Annotated in this window: 17 protein-coding genes and 1 tRNA gene; 12 read left to right on the top strand and 6 right to left on the bottom strand. The window is 67.3% G+C overall.

The window, feature by feature from the left end; translation table 11 throughout:
• Positions 1 to 2 precede the first annotated feature (2 nt).
• Positions 3 to 638, top strand: a complete 636-nt coding sequence (locus JYG32_RS16560) for an LON peptidase substrate-binding domain-containing protein (protein ID WP_174382772.1) — start codon at positions 3 to 5, stop codon at positions 636 to 638.
• A 94-nt stretch (positions 639 to 732) separates the two neighbouring features.
• On the opposite strand, the gene mutY is transcribed toward JYG32_RS16560, so the two are convergent.
• Positions 733 to 1,839: an A/G-specific adenine glycosylase gene (gene mutY, locus JYG32_RS16555; RefSeq protein ID WP_213264123.1), complete on the bottom strand. Its 1,107-nt coding sequence runs from the start codon at positions 1,837 to 1,839 to the stop codon at positions 733 to 735.
• A gap of 24 nt (positions 1,840 to 1,863) precedes the next feature.
• Entirely contained in the window at positions 1,864 to 2,691 is an 828-nt protein-coding gene (gene mutM / locus JYG32_RS16550) for a bifunctional DNA-formamidopyrimidine glycosylase/DNA-(apurinic or apyrimidinic site) lyase (RefSeq protein WP_048246970.1), read from the bottom strand.
• 367 nt (positions 2,692 to 3,058) lie between these two features.
• On the opposite strand from mutM, the gene JYG32_RS16545 reads away from it, so the two are divergent.
• The 8 genes from JYG32_RS16545 (at position 3,059) to hisC (ending at position 10,216) form a co-directional block, all read left to right on the top strand.
• Positions 3,059 to 4,882: a tetratricopeptide repeat protein gene (locus tag JYG32_RS16545; RefSeq protein WP_213264122.1), complete on the top strand. Its 1,824-nt coding sequence runs from the start codon at positions 3,059 to 3,061 to the stop codon at positions 4,880 to 4,882.
• On the top strand, positions 4,882 to 5,502 hold the full coding sequence (gene lolB, locus JYG32_RS16540; RefSeq protein ID WP_174382929.1) for a lipoprotein insertase outer membrane protein LolB: 621 nt from the start codon (positions 4,882 to 4,884) through the stop codon (positions 5,500 to 5,502). Before JYG32_RS16545 ends, lolB begins: the two co-directional genes overlap by 1 nt.
• A 27-nt stretch (positions 5,503 to 5,529) precedes the next feature.
• Positions 5,530 to 6,411 (top strand): 4-(cytidine 5'-diphospho)-2-C-methyl-D-erythritol kinase, encoded by an 882-nt coding sequence (gene ispE, locus JYG32_RS16535; RefSeq protein ID WP_213264121.1) that lies wholly within the window; start codon positions 5,530 to 5,532, stop codon positions 6,409 to 6,411.
• Positions 6,412 to 6,466: 55 nt separating this feature from the next.
• Positions 6,467 to 6,543, top strand: a tRNA-Gln gene (locus tag JYG32_RS16530).
• 43 nt (positions 6,544 to 6,586) lie between these two features.
• Positions 6,587 to 7,543 (top strand): ribose-phosphate pyrophosphokinase, encoded by a 957-nt coding sequence (locus tag JYG32_RS16525; RefSeq protein ID WP_174382931.1) that lies wholly within the window; start codon positions 6,587 to 6,589, stop codon positions 7,541 to 7,543.
• A 161-nt stretch (positions 7,544 to 7,704) separates the two neighbouring features.
• Positions 7,705 to 8,313: a 50S ribosomal protein L25/general stress protein Ctc gene (locus JYG32_RS16520; protein WP_174382932.1), complete on the top strand. Its 609-nt coding sequence runs from the start codon at positions 7,705 to 7,707 to the stop codon at positions 8,311 to 8,313.
• A gap of 120 nt (positions 8,314 to 8,433) precedes the next feature.
• Entirely contained in the window at positions 8,434 to 9,033 is a 600-nt protein-coding gene (pth, locus tag JYG32_RS16515; protein ID WP_174382933.1) for an aminoacyl-tRNA hydrolase, read from the top strand.
• 115 nt (positions 9,034 to 9,148) lie between these two features.
• Complete coding sequence (hisC, locus tag JYG32_RS16510) at positions 9,149 to 10,216, top strand: histidinol-phosphate transaminase (protein ID WP_213264120.1); 1,068 nt, start codon at positions 9,149 to 9,151, stop codon at positions 10,214 to 10,216.
• Between the two features lie 84 nt (positions 10,217 to 10,300).
• Here hisC and JYG32_RS16505 read toward each other — a convergent pair whose 3' ends face one another.
• The 3 genes from JYG32_RS16505 to rsmD form a co-directional block, all read right to left on the bottom strand.
• Positions 10,301 to 10,567, bottom strand: coding sequence for a YfhL family 4Fe-4S dicluster ferredoxin (locus tag JYG32_RS16505; RefSeq protein WP_034179073.1), 267 nt, complete (start codon positions 10,565 to 10,567; stop codon positions 10,301 to 10,303).
• Positions 10,568 to 10,626: 59 nt separating this feature from the next.
• Positions 10,627 to 11,124: a pantetheine-phosphate adenylyltransferase gene (gene coaD / locus JYG32_RS16500; protein ID WP_174382936.1), complete on the bottom strand. Its 498-nt coding sequence runs from the start codon at positions 11,122 to 11,124 to the stop codon at positions 10,627 to 10,629.
• 111 nt (positions 11,125 to 11,235) lie between these two features.
• Positions 11,236 to 11,850: a 16S rRNA (guanine(966)-N(2))-methyltransferase RsmD gene (gene rsmD / locus JYG32_RS16495; RefSeq protein ID WP_213264119.1), complete on the bottom strand. Its 615-nt coding sequence runs from the start codon at positions 11,848 to 11,850 to the stop codon at positions 11,236 to 11,238.
• Positions 11,851 to 12,066: 216 nt separating this feature from the next.
• Between rsmD and ftsY the strand changes: the two genes are divergently transcribed.
• On the top strand, positions 12,067 to 13,221 hold the full coding sequence (gene ftsY / locus JYG32_RS16490) for a signal recognition particle-docking protein FtsY (RefSeq protein WP_174382938.1): 1,155 nt from the start codon (positions 12,067 to 12,069) through the stop codon (positions 13,219 to 13,221).
• A 75-nt stretch (positions 13,222 to 13,296) separates the two neighbouring features.
• On the opposite strand, the gene maiA is transcribed toward ftsY, so the two are convergent.
• Positions 13,297 to 13,941, bottom strand: coding sequence for a maleylacetoacetate isomerase (gene maiA / locus JYG32_RS16485; protein ID WP_213264118.1), 645 nt, complete (start codon positions 13,939 to 13,941; stop codon positions 13,297 to 13,299).
• 189 nt (positions 13,942 to 14,130) lie between these two features.
• On the opposite strand from maiA, the gene ybiB reads away from it, so the two are divergent.
• Both ybiB and leuA read left to right on the top strand, forming a co-directional pair.
• On the top strand, positions 14,131 to 15,105 hold the full coding sequence (gene ybiB, locus JYG32_RS16480) for a DNA-binding protein YbiB (protein ID WP_213264117.1): 975 nt from the start codon (positions 14,131 to 14,133) through the stop codon (positions 15,103 to 15,105).
• Between the two features lie 380 nt (positions 15,106 to 15,485).
• Positions 15,486 to 17,132: a 2-isopropylmalate synthase gene (gene leuA / locus JYG32_RS16475; RefSeq protein ID WP_213264116.1), complete on the top strand. Its 1,647-nt coding sequence runs from the start codon at positions 15,486 to 15,488 to the stop codon at positions 17,130 to 17,132.
• Positions 17,133 to 17,227 lie beyond the last annotated feature (95 nt).

Below are 17,227 nucleotides of genomic sequence, written 5' to 3'. Positions count from 1 at the left end.
CCATGTCCTCCCTATCGACCACCCTGATCGACCTGCCGCTGTTTCCGCTGCACACGGTGCTGTTTCCGGGGGGCCTGCTCCCGCTCAAGGTGTTCGAGGCGCGCTATCTCGACATGTCTCGCGCGTGCCTGCGCGACAACGCGCCGTTCGGCGTATGCCTGCTGAAGAGCGGGCCCGAAGTCGCACAGGACGGCGCCGTGTCGGTGCCCGAGACCATCGGCTGCATGGCGCGCATCACCGAGTGCGATACCGGCGAATTCGGGATGCTGTATCTGCAAGCCGTCGGCACGCAGCGTTTCGAACTGCTGTCGTATCGCGTCGAAGGCAACGGGCTGCTGGTCGGCATCGCGGAGCCGCTGCCCGACGACATCCCGCTCGAAGGCGAACAGACGCTCGCGCAGTTCGGCTCGTGCGCCGAGGTGCTCGAGCGCATCATCGACGCGCTTAAGAAATCCGAGCCCGGCAAGCTGCCGTTCGGCGAACCGTTCCGCCTCGACGATCCGAGCTGGGTGTCGAACCGCCTCGCGGAACTGCTGCCGCTCGACCTGCGAGCGCGGCAAAAGCTGATGGAGTTTCCGGACGTCGGCGCACGCATCGACGCCGTGCATCACGTGCTCGACCGGCACGGCTGGCTGTAAGCGCGCCCTGAAGGGACTGCCTTCGGGGCAAACAACCCGGGACGGCCCGGCGTTCTCTTGAGCGCGCGGCCCGCGCCGCGCCCTTCCCCTTTCGTTACAGCAGCGGCCCGCTCAGTGCGTCGAGCAACTTGCGCACGGGCGCCGGCACGCCGTACGCATCGAGCCGGCTCAGCGGCACCCATGCGGTCTCGGCATCCCGCGCGTGCGACGGCAGGCCGCCGCCGTCCGCCATGTCGCTCAGTCGAGGCTCGATCTCGAGCCGGAAATGCGTGAACGTGTGCGTGAGCGGCGCGAGCGGCACGGGGCCGCCGCCGCCGAAGCCGCGCGCGAGTTCCGCGAGCGCGGCGTCGCCGTCCGCTTGCGGCAGGCTCCACAGGCCGCCCCAGATGCCGGCCGGCGGCCGGCGCTCGAGCAGCACGGCGTCGCCATCGCGCAGCACGAGCATCCAGGTCTTGCGCGTCGGCACGGCCTTCTTCGGCCGCGCGGCCGGCAGTTCGCGCTGGCGGCCCGTCGATTGCGCGACGCAGTCGCCCGCGAACGGGCAACGCGCGCAATCGGGCTTGCCGCGCACGCACAGCGTCGCGCCGAGATCCATCAGGCCCTGCGTATATGCGCTCACGTCGGCCGCGTTCGCGGCGTCGGGCAGCAGCGATTCGGCGAGCGCCCACATGTCGTTCTCCACGCGCTTCTCGCCGGGAAAGCCCTCGACGCCGAACACCCGCGCGAGCACGCGCTTCACGTTGCCGTCGAGGATCGTCGCGCGCGCGCCGTAGGCGAACGACGCGATCGCCGCGGCCGTCGAGCGGCCGATGCCGGGCAGTTCGGCCAGCGCGTCGGGCGTCGCCGGAAACGCGCCGCCGTGCTCGGCGACGACGACCTGCGCGCAGCGGTGCAGGTTGCGTGCACGCGAGTAGTAGCCGAGCCCCGCCCACAGCGCCATCACGTCGTCGTTCGGCGCGGCCGCGAGCACGGCGACGTCAGGGAAGCGTTCGAGAAAGCGCGTGTAATACGGGATGACGGTCGACACCTGCGTCTGTTGCAGCATGATTTCCGACAGCCAGATCCGGTACGGATCGCGGGTGTTCTGCCACGGCAGGTCGTGACGGCCGTGCTCGCGCTGCCACGCGACCAGGCGCGTGGCGAACGTGCGATGCAGCGGCGTGACGGGAAACGGAGCGGGGGCGATGCGGGGCGGCTTCAAGTTATCTAATCGTGGAAAAGGGTTTCAACGCTGGCAGGTCGGGCAGAAATAGGTCGACCGCTGACCCTGCACGATCTGGCGGATCGGCGTGCCGCATACGCGGCAAGGCTGGCCGGCACGGTCGTAGACGAAGCAGTCGAGCTGGAAATAGCCGCTTTCGCCGTTGCTGCCGACAAAGTCGCGCAACGTGCTGCCGCCGCGCTCGATCGCATCCGCGAGGGTCGCGCGCACCGCATCGGCCAGCCGCTCGTAGCGCGGCAGCGAGACCTTGCCGGCGGCCGTCGTCGGCCGGATGCCGGCGCGAAACAGGCTCTCCGACGCATAGATGTTGCCGACGCCGACAACCATGTCGCCCGCGAGCAGCGCCTGCTTGACCGACACCGTGCGGCCGCGCGTGCGCGCGTGCAGCAGCGCGCCGGTGAACGCCGGCGAGAACGGCTCGACGCCGAGGCTCGCGAGGAGCGGATGCGCATGCACGTCGCCCGCTTCGCGCGGGTGCCACAGCACGGCGCCGAAGCGGCGCGGATCGCGAAACCGCAGCACGAATTCGTCGAAGATCCAGTCGATGTGGTCGTGCTTCGCGGCGACCGGCACGCCGGCCGCGGGTAGCACGCGCAGCGTGCCCGTCATGCCGAGATGGACGATGAACCAGCCCGCGTCGACCTCGAACAGCAGGTACTTGCCGCGACGTTCGACGGCGAGCACTTCGCGCGCGCGCAACTGCTCGGCGAGCCCCGCCGGCACGGGCCAGCGCAGCATCGCGGTACGGACGTCGACACGCTCGACACGGCGGCCCGCGACAAAGGGCTCGATGCCCCGGCGCGTGACTTCGACTTCTGGCAACTCTGGCATGTTTTGCGGGTCTGAGACTAGGGTCTGTTTACATATGGAACGCGCATGCGTTGCCACGAGAACGGCCGCTCGCGAGGCGCGCGACGCCGCGAATACTGACGTATCGCCAAGGAGCGCAACGCGGCGAGCGGCCGTTCTCGTGGCAACCCCAAATTAAAAAATTCATGTTACGGGAATGCCCGAAATCGCCCGCATGGCGGCGTCGCTCGTCGCTTGTTTGGCTCGCCAAACGGCACTCCTCGCTTCTTGCCATGCGGGCGATTTCGGGCATTCGCATGTGCGTTCCATATGTAAACAGACCCTATCACGATCGTGCGTGTATTGTAGCGAGCGCGTTACAATCGGTTGAAACATCGAACGGATTTCCATGACCTTGCCCTCGACGCTGCTTCAGAAGCGCCCCGCCGCCGCGCGCGGCGTGCGCGCCTTCCCGGTCCGCCGTACACTCGGCGCCGCGCTGTTTGCCGCCTGGACCCTCACCGCCTTCCCGGCTCACGCGCAGGATCCGGCATCGGACGACGCGGAGCCGCAGGGTGCGTTCGAGCATGTGATGCCGGACGAGCAGAAGAATCTCCCCGGCGTCCCGCTGACGAGCCAGATCGTCTACCAGGTGCTCGCCGCCGAGGTCGCGCTCCAGCGCAACCAGCCGGCGCCGGCGTACCAGACCTACCTCGCGCTGGCCCGCGACACGCGCGATCCGCGCATGGCGCAGCGCGCGACCGAGATCGCGCTCGGCGCGCAGAGCCCGGCCGACGCGCTGTCCGCCGCGAACCTGTGGCGCCAGTACGCGCCGGACTCGAACCGCGCGTCGCAGGTCGACGCCGCGCTGCTGGTGCTCGCCGGCAAGCCGGCCGACGCGCAGCCGATGCTCGCGCGCGAGCTGGCCCGCGCGACCGGCGAGACGCGCGGCCCCGCGATCCTCGCGCTGCAGGCATTGCTCGTGCGCGGCTCCGACCGCGTCGGCGGCCTCGCGGTGCTGAAGGACATGCTGAAGAACGACATGAACCGGCCCGAGGCGCAGCTCGCGATCGCGCGGCAACAGCTCGCGGTCGACGACAAGGAAGGCGCCGCGCGGTCGCTGAAGCAGGCGCTGCAGCTCCGCCCCGACTACCTGCCGGCGGCGCTGATGCTGTCGCAGATGGGGCCGGCGGAACGCGCGGCGGGCATCGCGTCGTTCGAGAAATATGTTCAGCAGAATCCGAAGTCGCGCGACGCGCGGCTCGCGCTGTCGCAGCTCTATCTCGCCGACGATCGCCTCGACGACGCGCAGAAGCAGTTCGAGACGATGCGCAAGCTCGACTCGAAGGATCCGACGCCGCTGATGGCGCTCGCGCTGATCAGGATCCAGCAGAAGAAGCTCGACGAAGCGACCGTCTACCTGAAGCAGTACGTGCAGCTCGGCGACAAGCAGCCGAACCTCGACGTCGGCCAGGGCTATATCTACCTCGCGCAAATCGCGATCGACCAGGACAACGACGCGCAGGCGTCGCAATGGCTCGACAGGGTCGACCAGACGAGCCAGCACTATCTCCCCGCGCAGATCACGCGCGCGCAGTTGCTGCAGAAACAGGGCAAGACCGACGAGGCGCGCAAGGTGCTCGACAACCTGCCGATCACAGACCCGCGCGACGCGGCCGTGGTTGCGCGCACCGACGCGTCGATCCTGTTCACCGCGAAGCGCTATCCGGAAGCCGAGGCACGGCTCGGGCAGGCGGTCCAGGACTTCCCCGACGATCCCGACCTGCGCTACGACTACGCGATGGCGGCGGAAAAGACCGGCCACTACACGACGATGGAAAAGCAGTTGCGTGAGCTGATCCGCACGCAGCCCGACAATCCGCAGGCATACAACGCGCTCGGCTATTCGCTCGCCGACCGCAACCAGCGCCTGCCCGAAGCCAGCAAGCTGATCGACAAGGCGATGACGCTCGCGCCGAACGACGCGTACATCATGGACAGCCTCGGCTGGGTGAAGTACCGGATGGGCGATACGGCCGGCGCGGCGAAAGTCCTGCAGCGCGCGTACGAACTGCAGCCGAACGCCGAAATCGGCGCGCATCTCGGCGAAGTGCTGTGGAAGAGCGGCGCGCAGGACGACGCGCGTTCCGCGTGGCGTGCGGCGCAGAAGCTCGAGCCCGACAACGACACGCTCGTGCAGACGCTGAAACGCCTCCAGATCAACGGCCTCTGATGCAGATGTTCCCGATGCTTTCCCTGTCCTCCCGCGCGCAGCGCACGCTGGCCGCGGCCGGCGCGGCGTTCGCGCTCGCCGGCTGCGCGAGCACGCCGCCGTCGGCCAGCGGGCCGGCAGGCGCGGCGCTGCAGACCGCCGCGACGCACGCTTACCATGGCCGCTTCGCGGTGCAGTACGACGACCGTCTCGGCAAGCAGCAGAACGTGTACGGCAACTTCGACTGGCAGGAGCATGGCGACGACGTATCGCTCGAACTGCGCAGCCCGCTCGGCCAGACGCTCGCGGTCGTGAAATCGACACCGCAGGCGGCGTCGCTCGAGTTGCCGAACCGTCCGACGCAATACGCGGCGGACGTCGGCGACCTGATGCAGCGAACCCTCGGCTTCGCACTGCCGCTCGCGGGCCTGCGCTACTGGCTGCAGCCGACGCCCGCGCCCGCGACGCCCGCGGAGACGGTGCGCGATCCGGCCGACGGCACGCGCGTCAAGCAGATCCGCCAGGACGGCTGGACGATCGACTACCTTGCCTACGCGGACGCCCCGGCCACGGGCGTCAAACGCGTCAACCTCGTGCGTGCGACACCGCCGCTCGACATCAAGCTCGTGCTCGATCAGTAAGCACGTGCGCCTAGCTCCGACATACGCATGACCGATTCGACCCGCTCGCTGCGCAACTGCCTTGCGCCCGCGAAACTCAACCTGTTCCTGCACATCACCGGCCGTCGCCCGAACGGTTATCACGATCTGCAGAGCGTGTTCCAGTTGCTGAACTGGGGTGACACGCTGCACTTCACGCTGCGCGACGACGGTCGCGTCGCGCGCGTCACCGACGTGCCCGGCGTGCCCGAGGAAAGCGATCTCGTCGTACGCGCGGCCAACCTGCTGAAGGCGTACACGGGCACCGCGTTCGGTGTCGACATCGAGATCGACAAATGCCTGCCGATGGGTGCCGGCCTCGGCGGCGGCAGCTCCGACGCAGCGACGACGCTGCTCGCGCTGAACCGCCTGTGGCAACTCGACCTGCCGCGCACGGAACTCCAGTCACTCGCGGTCAAACTCGGCGCAGACGTCCCGTTTTTTATTTTTGGAAAAAATGCGTTCGCAGAGGGTATCGGAGAAGAATTAGCTGAGGTAGAATTGCCGACTCGCTGGTTCTTGGTTGTGACGCCACGCGTTCATGTCCCGACCGCTGAAATATTTTCAGATGAGTTGTTGACAAGAGATTCGAAGCCCGTCACAATTGCTGACTTTCTTGCACAGCAAAACAGCGATGCGGGATGGCCAGACAGCTTCGGCCGGAACGACATGCAGCAGGTTGTGACAAGTAAGTACGCGGAAGTTGCGCAGGTGGTCAAATGGTTGTATGATGTGACCCCCGCGAGGATGACCGGCTCCGGAGCAAGCGTGTTTGCAGTGTTTCGCAGCAAGCACGAGGCAGAAGCGGCGAAAGCCAGGCTGCCCGCCAGTTGGAACGGCGCAGTTGCCGAGAGCCTGAACGAGCATCCGCTCTTCGCTTTCGCGTCATGAAGTTTTACTTTGCCGGATGGCCTACACAAGTCCGGTGAAGTTATCAGTTAAGTGTAGGGGAGTCGCCAAGTTGGTCAAGGCACCGGATTTTGATTCCGGCATGCGAGGGTTCGAGTCCTTCCTCCCCTGCCAAAATTTTCCCGCATTTCCCGCCTAAGCCTGAAGCAGGTGCACGATGAGCAGCCATGACGGCCTGATGGTTTTTACTGGCAACGCGAATCCCGCGCTCGCCCAGGAAGTCGTCAACATTCTTGGAATTCCCCTCGGCAAAGCGATGGTCAGCCGTTTCTCCGACGGCGAGATCCAGGTCGAGATCCAGGAAAACGTACGTGGCAAGGACGTCTTCGTCCTGCAATCCACGTGCGCGCCGGCGAACGACAACCTGATGGAACTGATGATCATGGTCGATGCGCTCAAGCGCGCATCCGCCGGCCGGATCACTGCTGCCATCCCCTACTTCGGCTACGCCCGTCAGGATCGCCGCCCGCGTTCGGCGCGCGTCGCGATCTCGGCGAAGGTCGTCGCGAACATGCTGGAAATCGCCGGCGTCGAGCGGATCATCACGATGGATCTGCACGCCGACCAGATTCAGGGCTTCTTCGACATCCCGGTCGACAACATCTACGCCACGCCGATTCTGCTGGGTGACCTGCGCAAGCAGAACTACTCGGATCTGCTCGTCGTGTCGCCGGACGTCGGCGGCGTGGTGCGTGCCCGCGCACTCGCGAAGCAGCTCAACTGCGATCTCGCGATCATCGACAAGCGTCGTCCGAAGGCGAACATCGCCGAGGTGATGAACATCATCGGTGAAGTCGAAGGCCGCACCTGCGTGATCATGGACGACATGGTCGATACGGCCGGCACGCTCTGCAAGGCCGCGCAAGTGCTGAAGGATCGCGGTGCGAAGCAGGTGTTCGCGTACGCGACGCACCCCGTGCTGTCGGGCGGCGCCGCCGATCGCATCGCCGCATCGGCACTCGACGAGCTGGTTGTCACCGATACGATCCCGCTGTCGGCCGAATCGCTGGCGTGCTCGAAGATCCGCTCGCTGACGAGCGCGAGCCTGCTGGCCGAGACGTTCTCGCGGATCCGCCGCGGCGATTCGGTGATGTCGCTGTTCGCGGAATCCTGATCGCGAGTCGACGCAACAAAGCATGCGCAGAAAGCGAAGCGGCAACGCTTCGCTTTTTGCACAATCGGACGGGATAGACGAAACCCCGGCCGTTTCATCGGGGGCCACCGTTTGACGGCCCCGTTTTACTGCCTGGTCGCGGGCAGCTATTGGAGAATCACATGAAAGTCGTCGCTTTCGAGCGCCAAGAGCAAGGTACGGGTGCGAGCCGCCGCCTGCGCAACGCTGGTAAGACCACGGGTATCGTTTACGGTGGCGAAGCCGCCCCGCAAAAGATCGAACTCGATCACAACGCCCTGTGGCACGCCCTGAAGAAGGAAGCCTTCCACTCGTCGATCCTCGACCTCGAAGTGGCCGGCCAGTCGCAACAGGTTCTGCTGCGCGACGTGCAATACCACCCGTTCAAGCAACTGGTGCTGCACGTGGACTTCCAGCGCGTTGACGCGAAGAAGAAGCTGCACACGAAGGTGCCGCTGCACTTCCTGAACGCCGAAGTCAGCCCGGCCGTGAAGCTGTCGAGCGCGATCGTTTCGCACGTCGCGACGGAAATCGAAATCGAGTGCCTGCCGGCTGCCCTGCCGGAGTTCCTCGAAGTCGACCTGTCGAAGATCGAAGCCGGTCAGTCGCTGCACGCGAAGGACATCACGCTGCCGAACGGCGTCGCGCTGGTCGCGCACATCGACGCGGAAAACCCGGTTGTCGCATCGGCGACGGTCCCGGCCGGTGCCGTGTCGGACGCAGCAGGCGAAGGCGAAACGCCGGCTGCCTAAGCGGCTGCCTACGCGCCCAATCGATCCGTTTCACGAAACGGTCGACGCAACCCGCCGCGGCTTGCCCGGCGGGTTTTTCTTTTTCTGCGCCCAGGCGGCAGCCGCCGCCTTCGAAACGTCATGATCAAACTGATCGTCGGCCTCGGCAATCCCGGGGCGGAATACACCGCGACGCGCCACAACGCCGGCTTCTGGCTGATCGACCAGCTCGCCCGCGAAACAGGCACGACGCTGCGCGACGAGCGCCGCTTCCACGGCTTCTACGCGAAAGCGCGCCTGCACGGCGAGGAAGTCCACCTGCTCGAGCCGCAGACCTACATGAACCGCTCCGGCCAGTCGGTCGTCGCGCTCGCGCAATTCTTCAAGATCCTGCCCGACCAGATCCTCGTCGCACACGACGAGCTCGACCTGCCGCCCGGCACCGTGAAGCTGAAGCTCGGCGGCGGCAGCGGCGGCCACAACGGCCTCAAGGACATCTCCGCGCACCTGTCGACGCAGCATTACTGGCGGCTGCGGATCGGCATCGGCCATCCGCGCGACCTGATTCCGGAAGGCGCGCGCGCCGGCGCGAAGCCCGACGTCGCGAACTTCGTGCTGAAGCCGCCGCGCCGCGAGGAACAGGACGTGATCGACGCGTCGATCGAACGCGCGCTCGCCGTGATGCCGATGGTCGTCAAGGGCGAACTCGACCGCGCGACGATGCAACTGCATCGCAACTGACCGCGTCGCACCGGCCCGGTGCATCGGGCCGTCCGGCGTCGCCGGGCGGTACCGCCCTCCCCACCGTGACGCGCACATGCGGTAATCTCGTCGTTTTGCCCGACAGGAGCCAGCGGTGAGCCGTTACTGGAGCGACGTCGTTCAGCAACTCGTGCCTTACGTGCCGGGCGAACAGCCCGCGCTCGCGCACCCCGTCAAGCTGAACACCAACGAGAATCCCTATCCGCCGTCGCCGCGCGTCGTCGCGGCGATCGCACGCGAACTCGGCGAGACCGGCGACACGCTGCGCCGTTATCCGGATCCGGTCGCGCGCGCGCTGCGCGAGACGATCGCGGCCCATCACCGCATCAGGCCCGAACAGGTGTTCGTCGGCAACGGCTCCGACGAGGTGCTCGCGCACACGTTCCAGGCGCTGCTCAAGCACGACCGGCCGCTGCGCTTTCCCGACATCACATACAGCTTCTATCCGACCTACGCGCGCCTGTACGGCGTCGAGACCACGGTCGTGCCGCTCGCGGACGATTTCTCGATCCGCGTCGACGACTATCTCGACGACGCCGGCGGCGTGCTGTTTCCGAACCCGAATGCGCCGACCGGGCGCGCGCTGCCGCTCGCGGACGTCGAGCGGATCGCGGCCGCGAATCCGTCGTCGGTCGTCGTGATCGACGAGGCCTATGTCGATTTCGGCGCGCAGTCGGCGATTACGCTGATCGACCGCCATCCGAACCTGCTCGTCGTGCACACGACGTCGAAGGCGCGCTCGCTCGCGGGCATGCGCGTCGGCTTCGCGTTCGGCGATGCGGCGCTGATCGACGCGCTGAACCGCGTGAAGGACAGCTTCAACTCCTATCCGCTCGACCGGCTCGCGCAGGTTGCCGCGCAGGCCGCATACGAGGACACCGACTATTTCGACGCGACCTGCCGGCGCGTGATCGACAGCCGGACGCGGCTCACGCACGCGCTCGACGCGCTCGGCTTCGACGTCGTGCCGTCGGCCGCGAATTTCGTGTTCGCGCGCCATCCCGCGCACGATGCGGGCGCGATTGCGGCCAAACTGAAGGAACGGGAAATTTTCGTGCGGCACTTCCGGCTGCCGCGGATCGACCAGCATCTGCGCATCACCGTCGGCACCGACGCCGAATGCGATGCACTCGTCGCGGCGCTGCGCGAGCTGCTTGCCTGAAACGGAAGAACCGGCGCCGGACGGCGCCGCTCGGGTAGCGAGACGCGTGCGCCGGCAGACGATGGCGCGCGCGTCACCGCAGGATCACGACGCGTCGTCGCCCTTCCCGGCGATCAACGCGTGATACTTCTCCATCAATTGCGCGTGCGATTCGTCATGCTGCGGATCGCGCGGAATGCATTCGACCGGACACACCTGCTGGCACTGCGGTTCGTCGAAATGGCCGACGCACTCGGTGCACTTGTTCGGGTCGATCACGTAGATGTCCGGGCCCATCGAAATCGCGCCGTTCGGGCACTCGGGCTCGCACACGTCGCAATTGATGCACTCGTCGGTAATCATCAAAGCCATACTGATCTCACTTCTTCAGGCCGGCGGCCGGCTTCGCAACGAAACCGGCCGGCGCCGCGTCACGCGGCAGGGCCTTCCATCGCGGCGACCTTCTCGGTCAGCCACTTCTCGACGGACGGGAACACGAACTTGCTGACATCGCCGCCCAACTGCGCGATTTCGCGCACGATCGTCCCCGAGATGAACTGGTACTGATCGGACGGCGTCATGAACATCGTCTCGACGTCGGGCAGCAGGTAGCGGTTCATCCCCGCCATCTGGAACTCATATTCGAAATCGGACACGGCGCGCAGGCCGCGCACGATCACGCGTGCGTTGTTGGTACGGACAAAGTCCTTCAGGAGACCGGTGAAACTCATCACCTTCACGTTCGGATAATGGCCGAGCACCTCGTTCGCAATCGTCAGACGTTCTTCCAGCGAGAAGAACGGCTTTTTCGCGCGGCTGTCGGCGACACCAACCACCAGCGTATCAAAAATACTCGACGCACGCCGCACGAGGTCTTCGTGCCCGCGCGTCAGCGGATCGAACGTACCGGGATACACGGCGACTACCATGTCGCTCCTCCTGTCATCACGCAAACGGGATGGCAGCCGTGCGATGCGCACGCCGCTGCCGAGATGGGCATGCGTCGCCTTTGCGGCGCGCCGCCTCGTATCGAACGCGCATTATTCATCATTTTCGCGCCGCAGCAAATGATAGTGAACCGCACCGGCCTTGCCGTGCTTCACGACCTGCCAGCCCGCGAGCGCGTCGTGCGCGGCCGGATCGAGTTCCGCCCCCGTCTCGACGTACAGCGCACCGTCCGCCGCGACGAGCGGCGCCGACAGCGCGATCGCGCGCTCGAGCGCAGCGGAATCGCCGAACGGCGGATCGAGAAACACGACGTCGAACGCACCCGGCGTGAGCCCGGCCGCGAGCCGCAGCGCATCGGCTTCGGCGACCTCGACCGTGCGGGCGCCGAGCTTGTCCTTGATCGCACGCAGTTGCTGCGCGGCGCGCGGATGGCGCTCGACCATCACGACGCTCGTCGCGCCGCGCGACGCGGCCTCGAAGCCGAGCGCGCCGGTGCCCGCGAACAGGTCGAGGCAGCGCCGGCCCTCGAGATCCTGGCCGAGCCAGTTGAACAGCGTCTCGCGCACGCGATCAGGCGTCGGCCGCAGGCCGTCGAGATCGAGCACCGCGAGCGGCGTGCGTTTCCAGTCGCCGCCGATGATGCGGATCGTGTGCGGCTTGCCGCGGCCAGGAGGGGCCGTCGGGCGGCCGGAAGAGGAACGGGACATACGGAATATCGACAACGGAGGGACCGGGTGCGCGCAGGGGCGCACCGCTAAACAGGCGCACGTTACCACAGCGGCGGCGCACACTGACGCGAGCGCGACGCCGCACTGATAAAATGCACGGTTTCGGCCGCCGTGCGCCGCGCCCGCGCGAACGCAGAACGGCCCCTCCGGCGCCCCGCCACTGGCGGCGGCCCGCCCTCTTCCCGACGTCAGACCATGTTCAGCTTCTTCAAACGATTCAAGAAAACGCAGGAGCCCGATCCCGCGGAATCGCAATCGGCCGACGCACCGCAAACGGACGAGCCGTCCGATGCGCCCGCGGTCGAGACCCCGCCCGCGGCCGACGTGCCTCAGGCGCCCGCGCAACCGGCCGCGCCAGCCATCGTGATGACGGTCACGCCGACCAACGACGGCCGCGACGAAGTCGTCGAGACGGTCGAGATCGTCCCGCCGCCGCTGCAGGACGCCTCCGCGAAGCAGTCGTGGCTTGCGCGCCTGAAAACGGGGCTCGCGAAGACGGGCTCGAACATCACCGGCGTATTCGTCAACACGAAGATCGACGAGGATCTGTACGAGGAGCTCGAAACCGCGCTGCTGATGTCCGACGCGGGCGTCGACGCGACCGAGTACCTGCTCGGCGCGCTGCGCGAAAAGGTGCGCACGGGCCGGCTGACCGACCCGCAGCAGGTGAAGGGTGCGCTGCACGACCTGCTCGTCGAGCTGCTGAAGCCGCTCGAGAAATCGCTGATGCTCGGCCGCGCGCAGCCGCTCGTGATGATGATCACCGGCGTGAACGGCGCGGGCAAGACGACCAGCATCGGCAAGCTCGCGAAGCATCTGCAGAGCTTCGACCAGTCGGTGCTGCTGGCTGCGGGCGACACGTTCCGCGCAGCCGCGCGCGAACAGCTCGCGGTCTGGGGCGAACGCAACAACGTGACGGTCGTGCAGCAGGAAAGCGGCGACCCGGCCGCGGTGATCTTCGATGCGGTCAGCGCCGCGCGCGCGCGCAAGATCGACGTGATGATGGCCGACACGGCCGGCCGCCTGCCGACGCAGCTCCACCTGATGGAAGAGCTGAAGAAGGTGAAGCGCGTGATCTCGAAGGCGCACGACGGCTCGCCGCACGAGGTGCTGCTGGTGATCGACGCGAACACCGGCCAGAACGCGCTCACGCAGGTGAAGGCATTCGACGACGCGCTCGGCCTCACGGGCCTCATCGTCACGAAGCTCGACGGCACCGCGAAGGGCGGGATTCTCGCCGCGATCGCGCGGCAACGCCCGGTGCCCGTCTACTTCATCGGCGTCGGCGAGAAGGTCGAGGACCTGCAGCCGTTCAGCGCCGTGGAATTCGCGGACGCGCTGCTCGGCTGAACGCCGCCGGCACGCATCGCACAGGGCGCCTTCGGGCGCCCTTTTTCGTGCGCGCCCGAAAACCGGGCGCCACGCTCATTCGGCGTCCGGCTGCGCGCCGGGCTCGGCGGCCTTGAACGCGTCGATCGTCGATGCATGATCGACGATCCGCTGGATCGTCGGATAGTGCGTCGTGTCGATCGAGAAGCGGTTCGCGTTGAAAACCTGCGGCACGAGGCACACGTCGGCGAGCGTCGGCGTATCGCCGAAGCACAGCTTGCCGGTGCGCGGATCGCTCGCGAGACGCGTCTCGAGCGATTCGAAACCCGCCTCGATCCAGTGCCGGTACCACGCGTTCTTCGCCTCTTCGGACACCTGCAGCATGTGCTTCAGGTACTTCAGCACGCGCAGGTTGTTGAGCGGATGGATTTCGCACGCGATCTGCAGCGCGATCGCGCGCACATACGCGCGGTCGACGGGCTGCTTCGGCAGCAGCGCGGGCTCGGGGTGGGTTTCTTCGAGATATTCGATGATCGCGAGCGACTGCTGCAGCGTCGCGTCGCCATCCGTCAGCGTCGGCACGACCGCATCCGGATTCAGCGCGCGATACTCGTCCTTCAGCTGCTCGCCGCCGCTGCGCAGCATGTGCACGGGGACATAGTCGAACGGCAACTGCTTCAAGTTCAGGGCGATCCGCACGCGGTACGACGCGGAACTGCGGAAATAGCTGTAGAGCTTCATGGGATGTCTCTCGTAGTCGTATTCGGCCGGCAACGGCACAGGCGCGGCGCAGCCGGCGCGCGCACCGCCGGGAATCAGAGTGTAGCGCGATGCGCGGCCGCGCTTGCGCCGGCCGCACCCGTGCGATACTCGGGGCATTCCTCACCGCTCACCGCGCGGCCCGATGCCGGCCGCCCGCCCCACGCCCCGATGACCGCTTCCCACGATCCCGCCGCCGTTCCGTTCCCTTGCGCCCGCTTCATCAAGGAAATCGGCCGCGGCCCGCACGGCGCGCGCGCACTGTCCGCGGAGGACACGTTCGAGCTCTATCGCGCGATGCTCGACGCGCGCGTGTCGGACGTCGAACTCGGTGCAATCCTGATCGCCTATCGGCTGAAGGGCGAAACGGCCGACGAGCTGGCCGCGATGCTCGCCGCCGCGCAGGCGTCGTTCGAGCCCGTGCACGTGCAGGACGCCGCGTTCCGCCCCGTGTCGATCCCGAGCTACAACGGCGCGCGCAAGCAACCGAACCTCGTGCCGCTGCTCGCGCTGCTGCTCGCGCGCGAAGGCGTGCCGGTACTCGTGCACGGCGTCGAGCGCGACCCGGGCCGCGTGACGAGCGCCGAGATCTTCTCGGCGCTGTCGCTCGCGCCGTCGACGTCGCACGATGCGATCGAGGACATGCTCGCCGAGCGCCGCGTCGCGTTCGCGCCGATCGAAGCGCTGGCGCCGCGCATCGCGCACCTGCTGTCGATGCGCCGCGTGCTCGGCGTGCGCAACTCGACGCACACGCTCGTGAAGATCCTGCAGCCGTTCGCGCCGGCCGGCCTGCGGCTCGTCAACTACACGCACCCGCCTTACCGCGACAGCCTCGCTCAACTGTTCCGCGACCATCCGGACGCCGCGCTCGGCGGCGCGCTGCTCGCGCGTGGCACCGAGGGCGAAGCCGTCGCCGATACGCGGCGCCAAGTGCAGGTCGACTGGCTGCACGACGGCGTGTGCGACACGCTGATCGAGGCCGAACGTTCGTCGAGCGATACGCCGCCCGTCACGCTGCCCGAATCGCGCGACGCGGAGGCGACGGCCGCATGGACGGACGCCGTGTTGCGCGGCGAGGTGCCGGTACCCGACACGGTCGCGCGGCAGGTCGAGACGATCGTGCAGATCGCCCGCATCGCGCGCTGACGGCGCGGCGGCGACCCGCCCCCGCGCCCCGACCATTTGACACGCGAGCGCATCCTGGCATAGAGTGGCCGTCATGCGTTCCTTTCCGAACACCCTCCGAATTACCTCCGGCCGCCTAGCGCGGCCGCTATCGCTACGACTAGCCTAAGGCTGTCGTAGCGCCGTGTGCTGTCCGCACGGTCCCTCCCAGCAGTTCCTCGCAGTACCCCTCTCGCAGTTTTTACAACCCGAAGTCGTCAGCATTCGTCCGTCTATCCGTCGGTCGATTCGCGAAGATCATCCGCATCCGCAGCGCGATCGCGCGCGGCGGTGCGAGGCAGCGCCAACCGTCGCCCATGCCGCCCGTCTTCGCTCGCGACTTGAGACCCGAGGTCCAGAAGATGAAGCGCAATCCGCAAGACAAGTACCGTCCGTTCGAGCCCGTCCGCATCAATGGCCGCCGCTGGCCGACCCGCACCATCGAGCGCGCGCCCGTCTGGATGAGCACCGACCTGCGCGACGGCAACCAGTCGCTGATCGAGCCGATGAGCATCGAGCAGAAGCTCGAGTTCTTCGAGATGCTGGTCGCGATCGGTTTCAAGGAGATCGAAGTCGGTTTTCCGTCGGCGTCGCAAACCGACTTCGATTTCGTCCGCAAGCTGATCGACGACCAGCGGATTCCCGACGACGTGACGATCGAGGTGCTCGTGCAGTCGCGCGAGGACCTGATCGCACGCACGTTCGACGCGCTCGACGGCGTGCCGCGCGCGATCGTGCACCTGTACAACGCGGTTTGCCCGTCGTTCCGCCGCATCGTGTTCGGGATGTCGAAGAACGACGTGAAGGCGCTCGCGGTCGACGGCACGCGCATCATCAAGGAGCACGCCGCCGCGCGTCCCGACACGCACTGGACCTTCCAGTACTCGCCGGAAACCTTCAGCATGACCGAGCTGACGTTCGCGCGCGAGATCTGCGACGCGGTCGCGCAAACCTGGCGGCCGACCCGCGACCACAAGATGATCGTCAACCTGCCTGCCACGGTCGAAGCCGCGAGCCCGAACGTGTTCGCCGACCAGATCGAATGGATGGACCGCAACCTCGCGTATCGCGACAGCATCGTGCTGTCCGTGCATCCGCACAACGATCGCGGCACCGCGGTCGCGGCGGCCGAACTCGCGCTGCTCGCGGGCGCCGACCGCATCGAGGGCTGCCTGTTCGGTAATGGCGAGCGCACCGGCAACGTCGATCTCGTCACGCTCGCGCTGAACCTCTACACGCAGGGCATCGATCCGGGCCTCGATTTCTCCGACATCGACGCGGTGCGCCGCGTCGTCGAACGCTGCAACCAGATTCCCGTGCATCCGCGCCATCCGTACGCGGGCGACCTCGTGTTCACCGCGTTCTCGGGCTCGCACCAGGACGCGATCCGCAAGGGCTTCGCGCAGCAGCGCCCCGACGCGGCCTGGGAAGTGCCGTACCTGCCGATCGACCCGGCCGACCTCGGCCGCAGCTACGACGCGGTGATCCGCGTGAACAGCCAGTCCGGCAAGGGCGGCGCGACGTTCCTGCTCGAACGCGGGATGGGCTTCACGCCGACGCGCCGCGTGCAGATCGAATTCAGCCACGCGGTGCAGACGCTCGCCGACACGTCCGGCGAGGAAGTGACGGGCGACGCGATCTGCGCGCTGTTCGCCCGCGAATTCTTCGAGACCGACGGCCCGGCCGCGCGGCATGGCGGCGCTGCGCGCTGGCAGAACCGCGAGATCGCGGCAGCGCCGGCGGCCGACGCGACGCCCGAGGACACCGTGCGACGTTTGGCCACGGCATTCGCGGCGGCCGCGGGCGCCGCGATCGACGTCGCGTCGTGCGAACAGGCGCGCACGACGGACGGCCGGATCGCGGTATCGGTCGGCTGCCGGGTCGGCGATGCGCCGCTGCGGCACGGCGTCGGCCTGCACGCCGATGCGGCGAGCGCCGCGCTCGATGCAATCGTCAGCGCAATCAACCGCGCGGGATGGCATTGCACGGACCGCCGCGCGGCGGCCTGACGCTCAGGGTTCGACAGTCAGCGAGCGGCGCGTGACCGCCCGTGCGCCGCGCGATCCGCGCCGCACGGGCCAGCAAAAAGCGGCCCGGAAGGCCG

This window comes from Burkholderia pyrrocinia (genome assembly GCF_018417535.1).
GTDB classification, from domain to species: domain Bacteria; phylum Pseudomonadota; class Gammaproteobacteria; order Burkholderiales; family Burkholderiaceae; genus Burkholderia; species Burkholderia pyrrocinia_E.
This window is presented reverse-complemented; position numbering and strand designations above follow the sequence as displayed.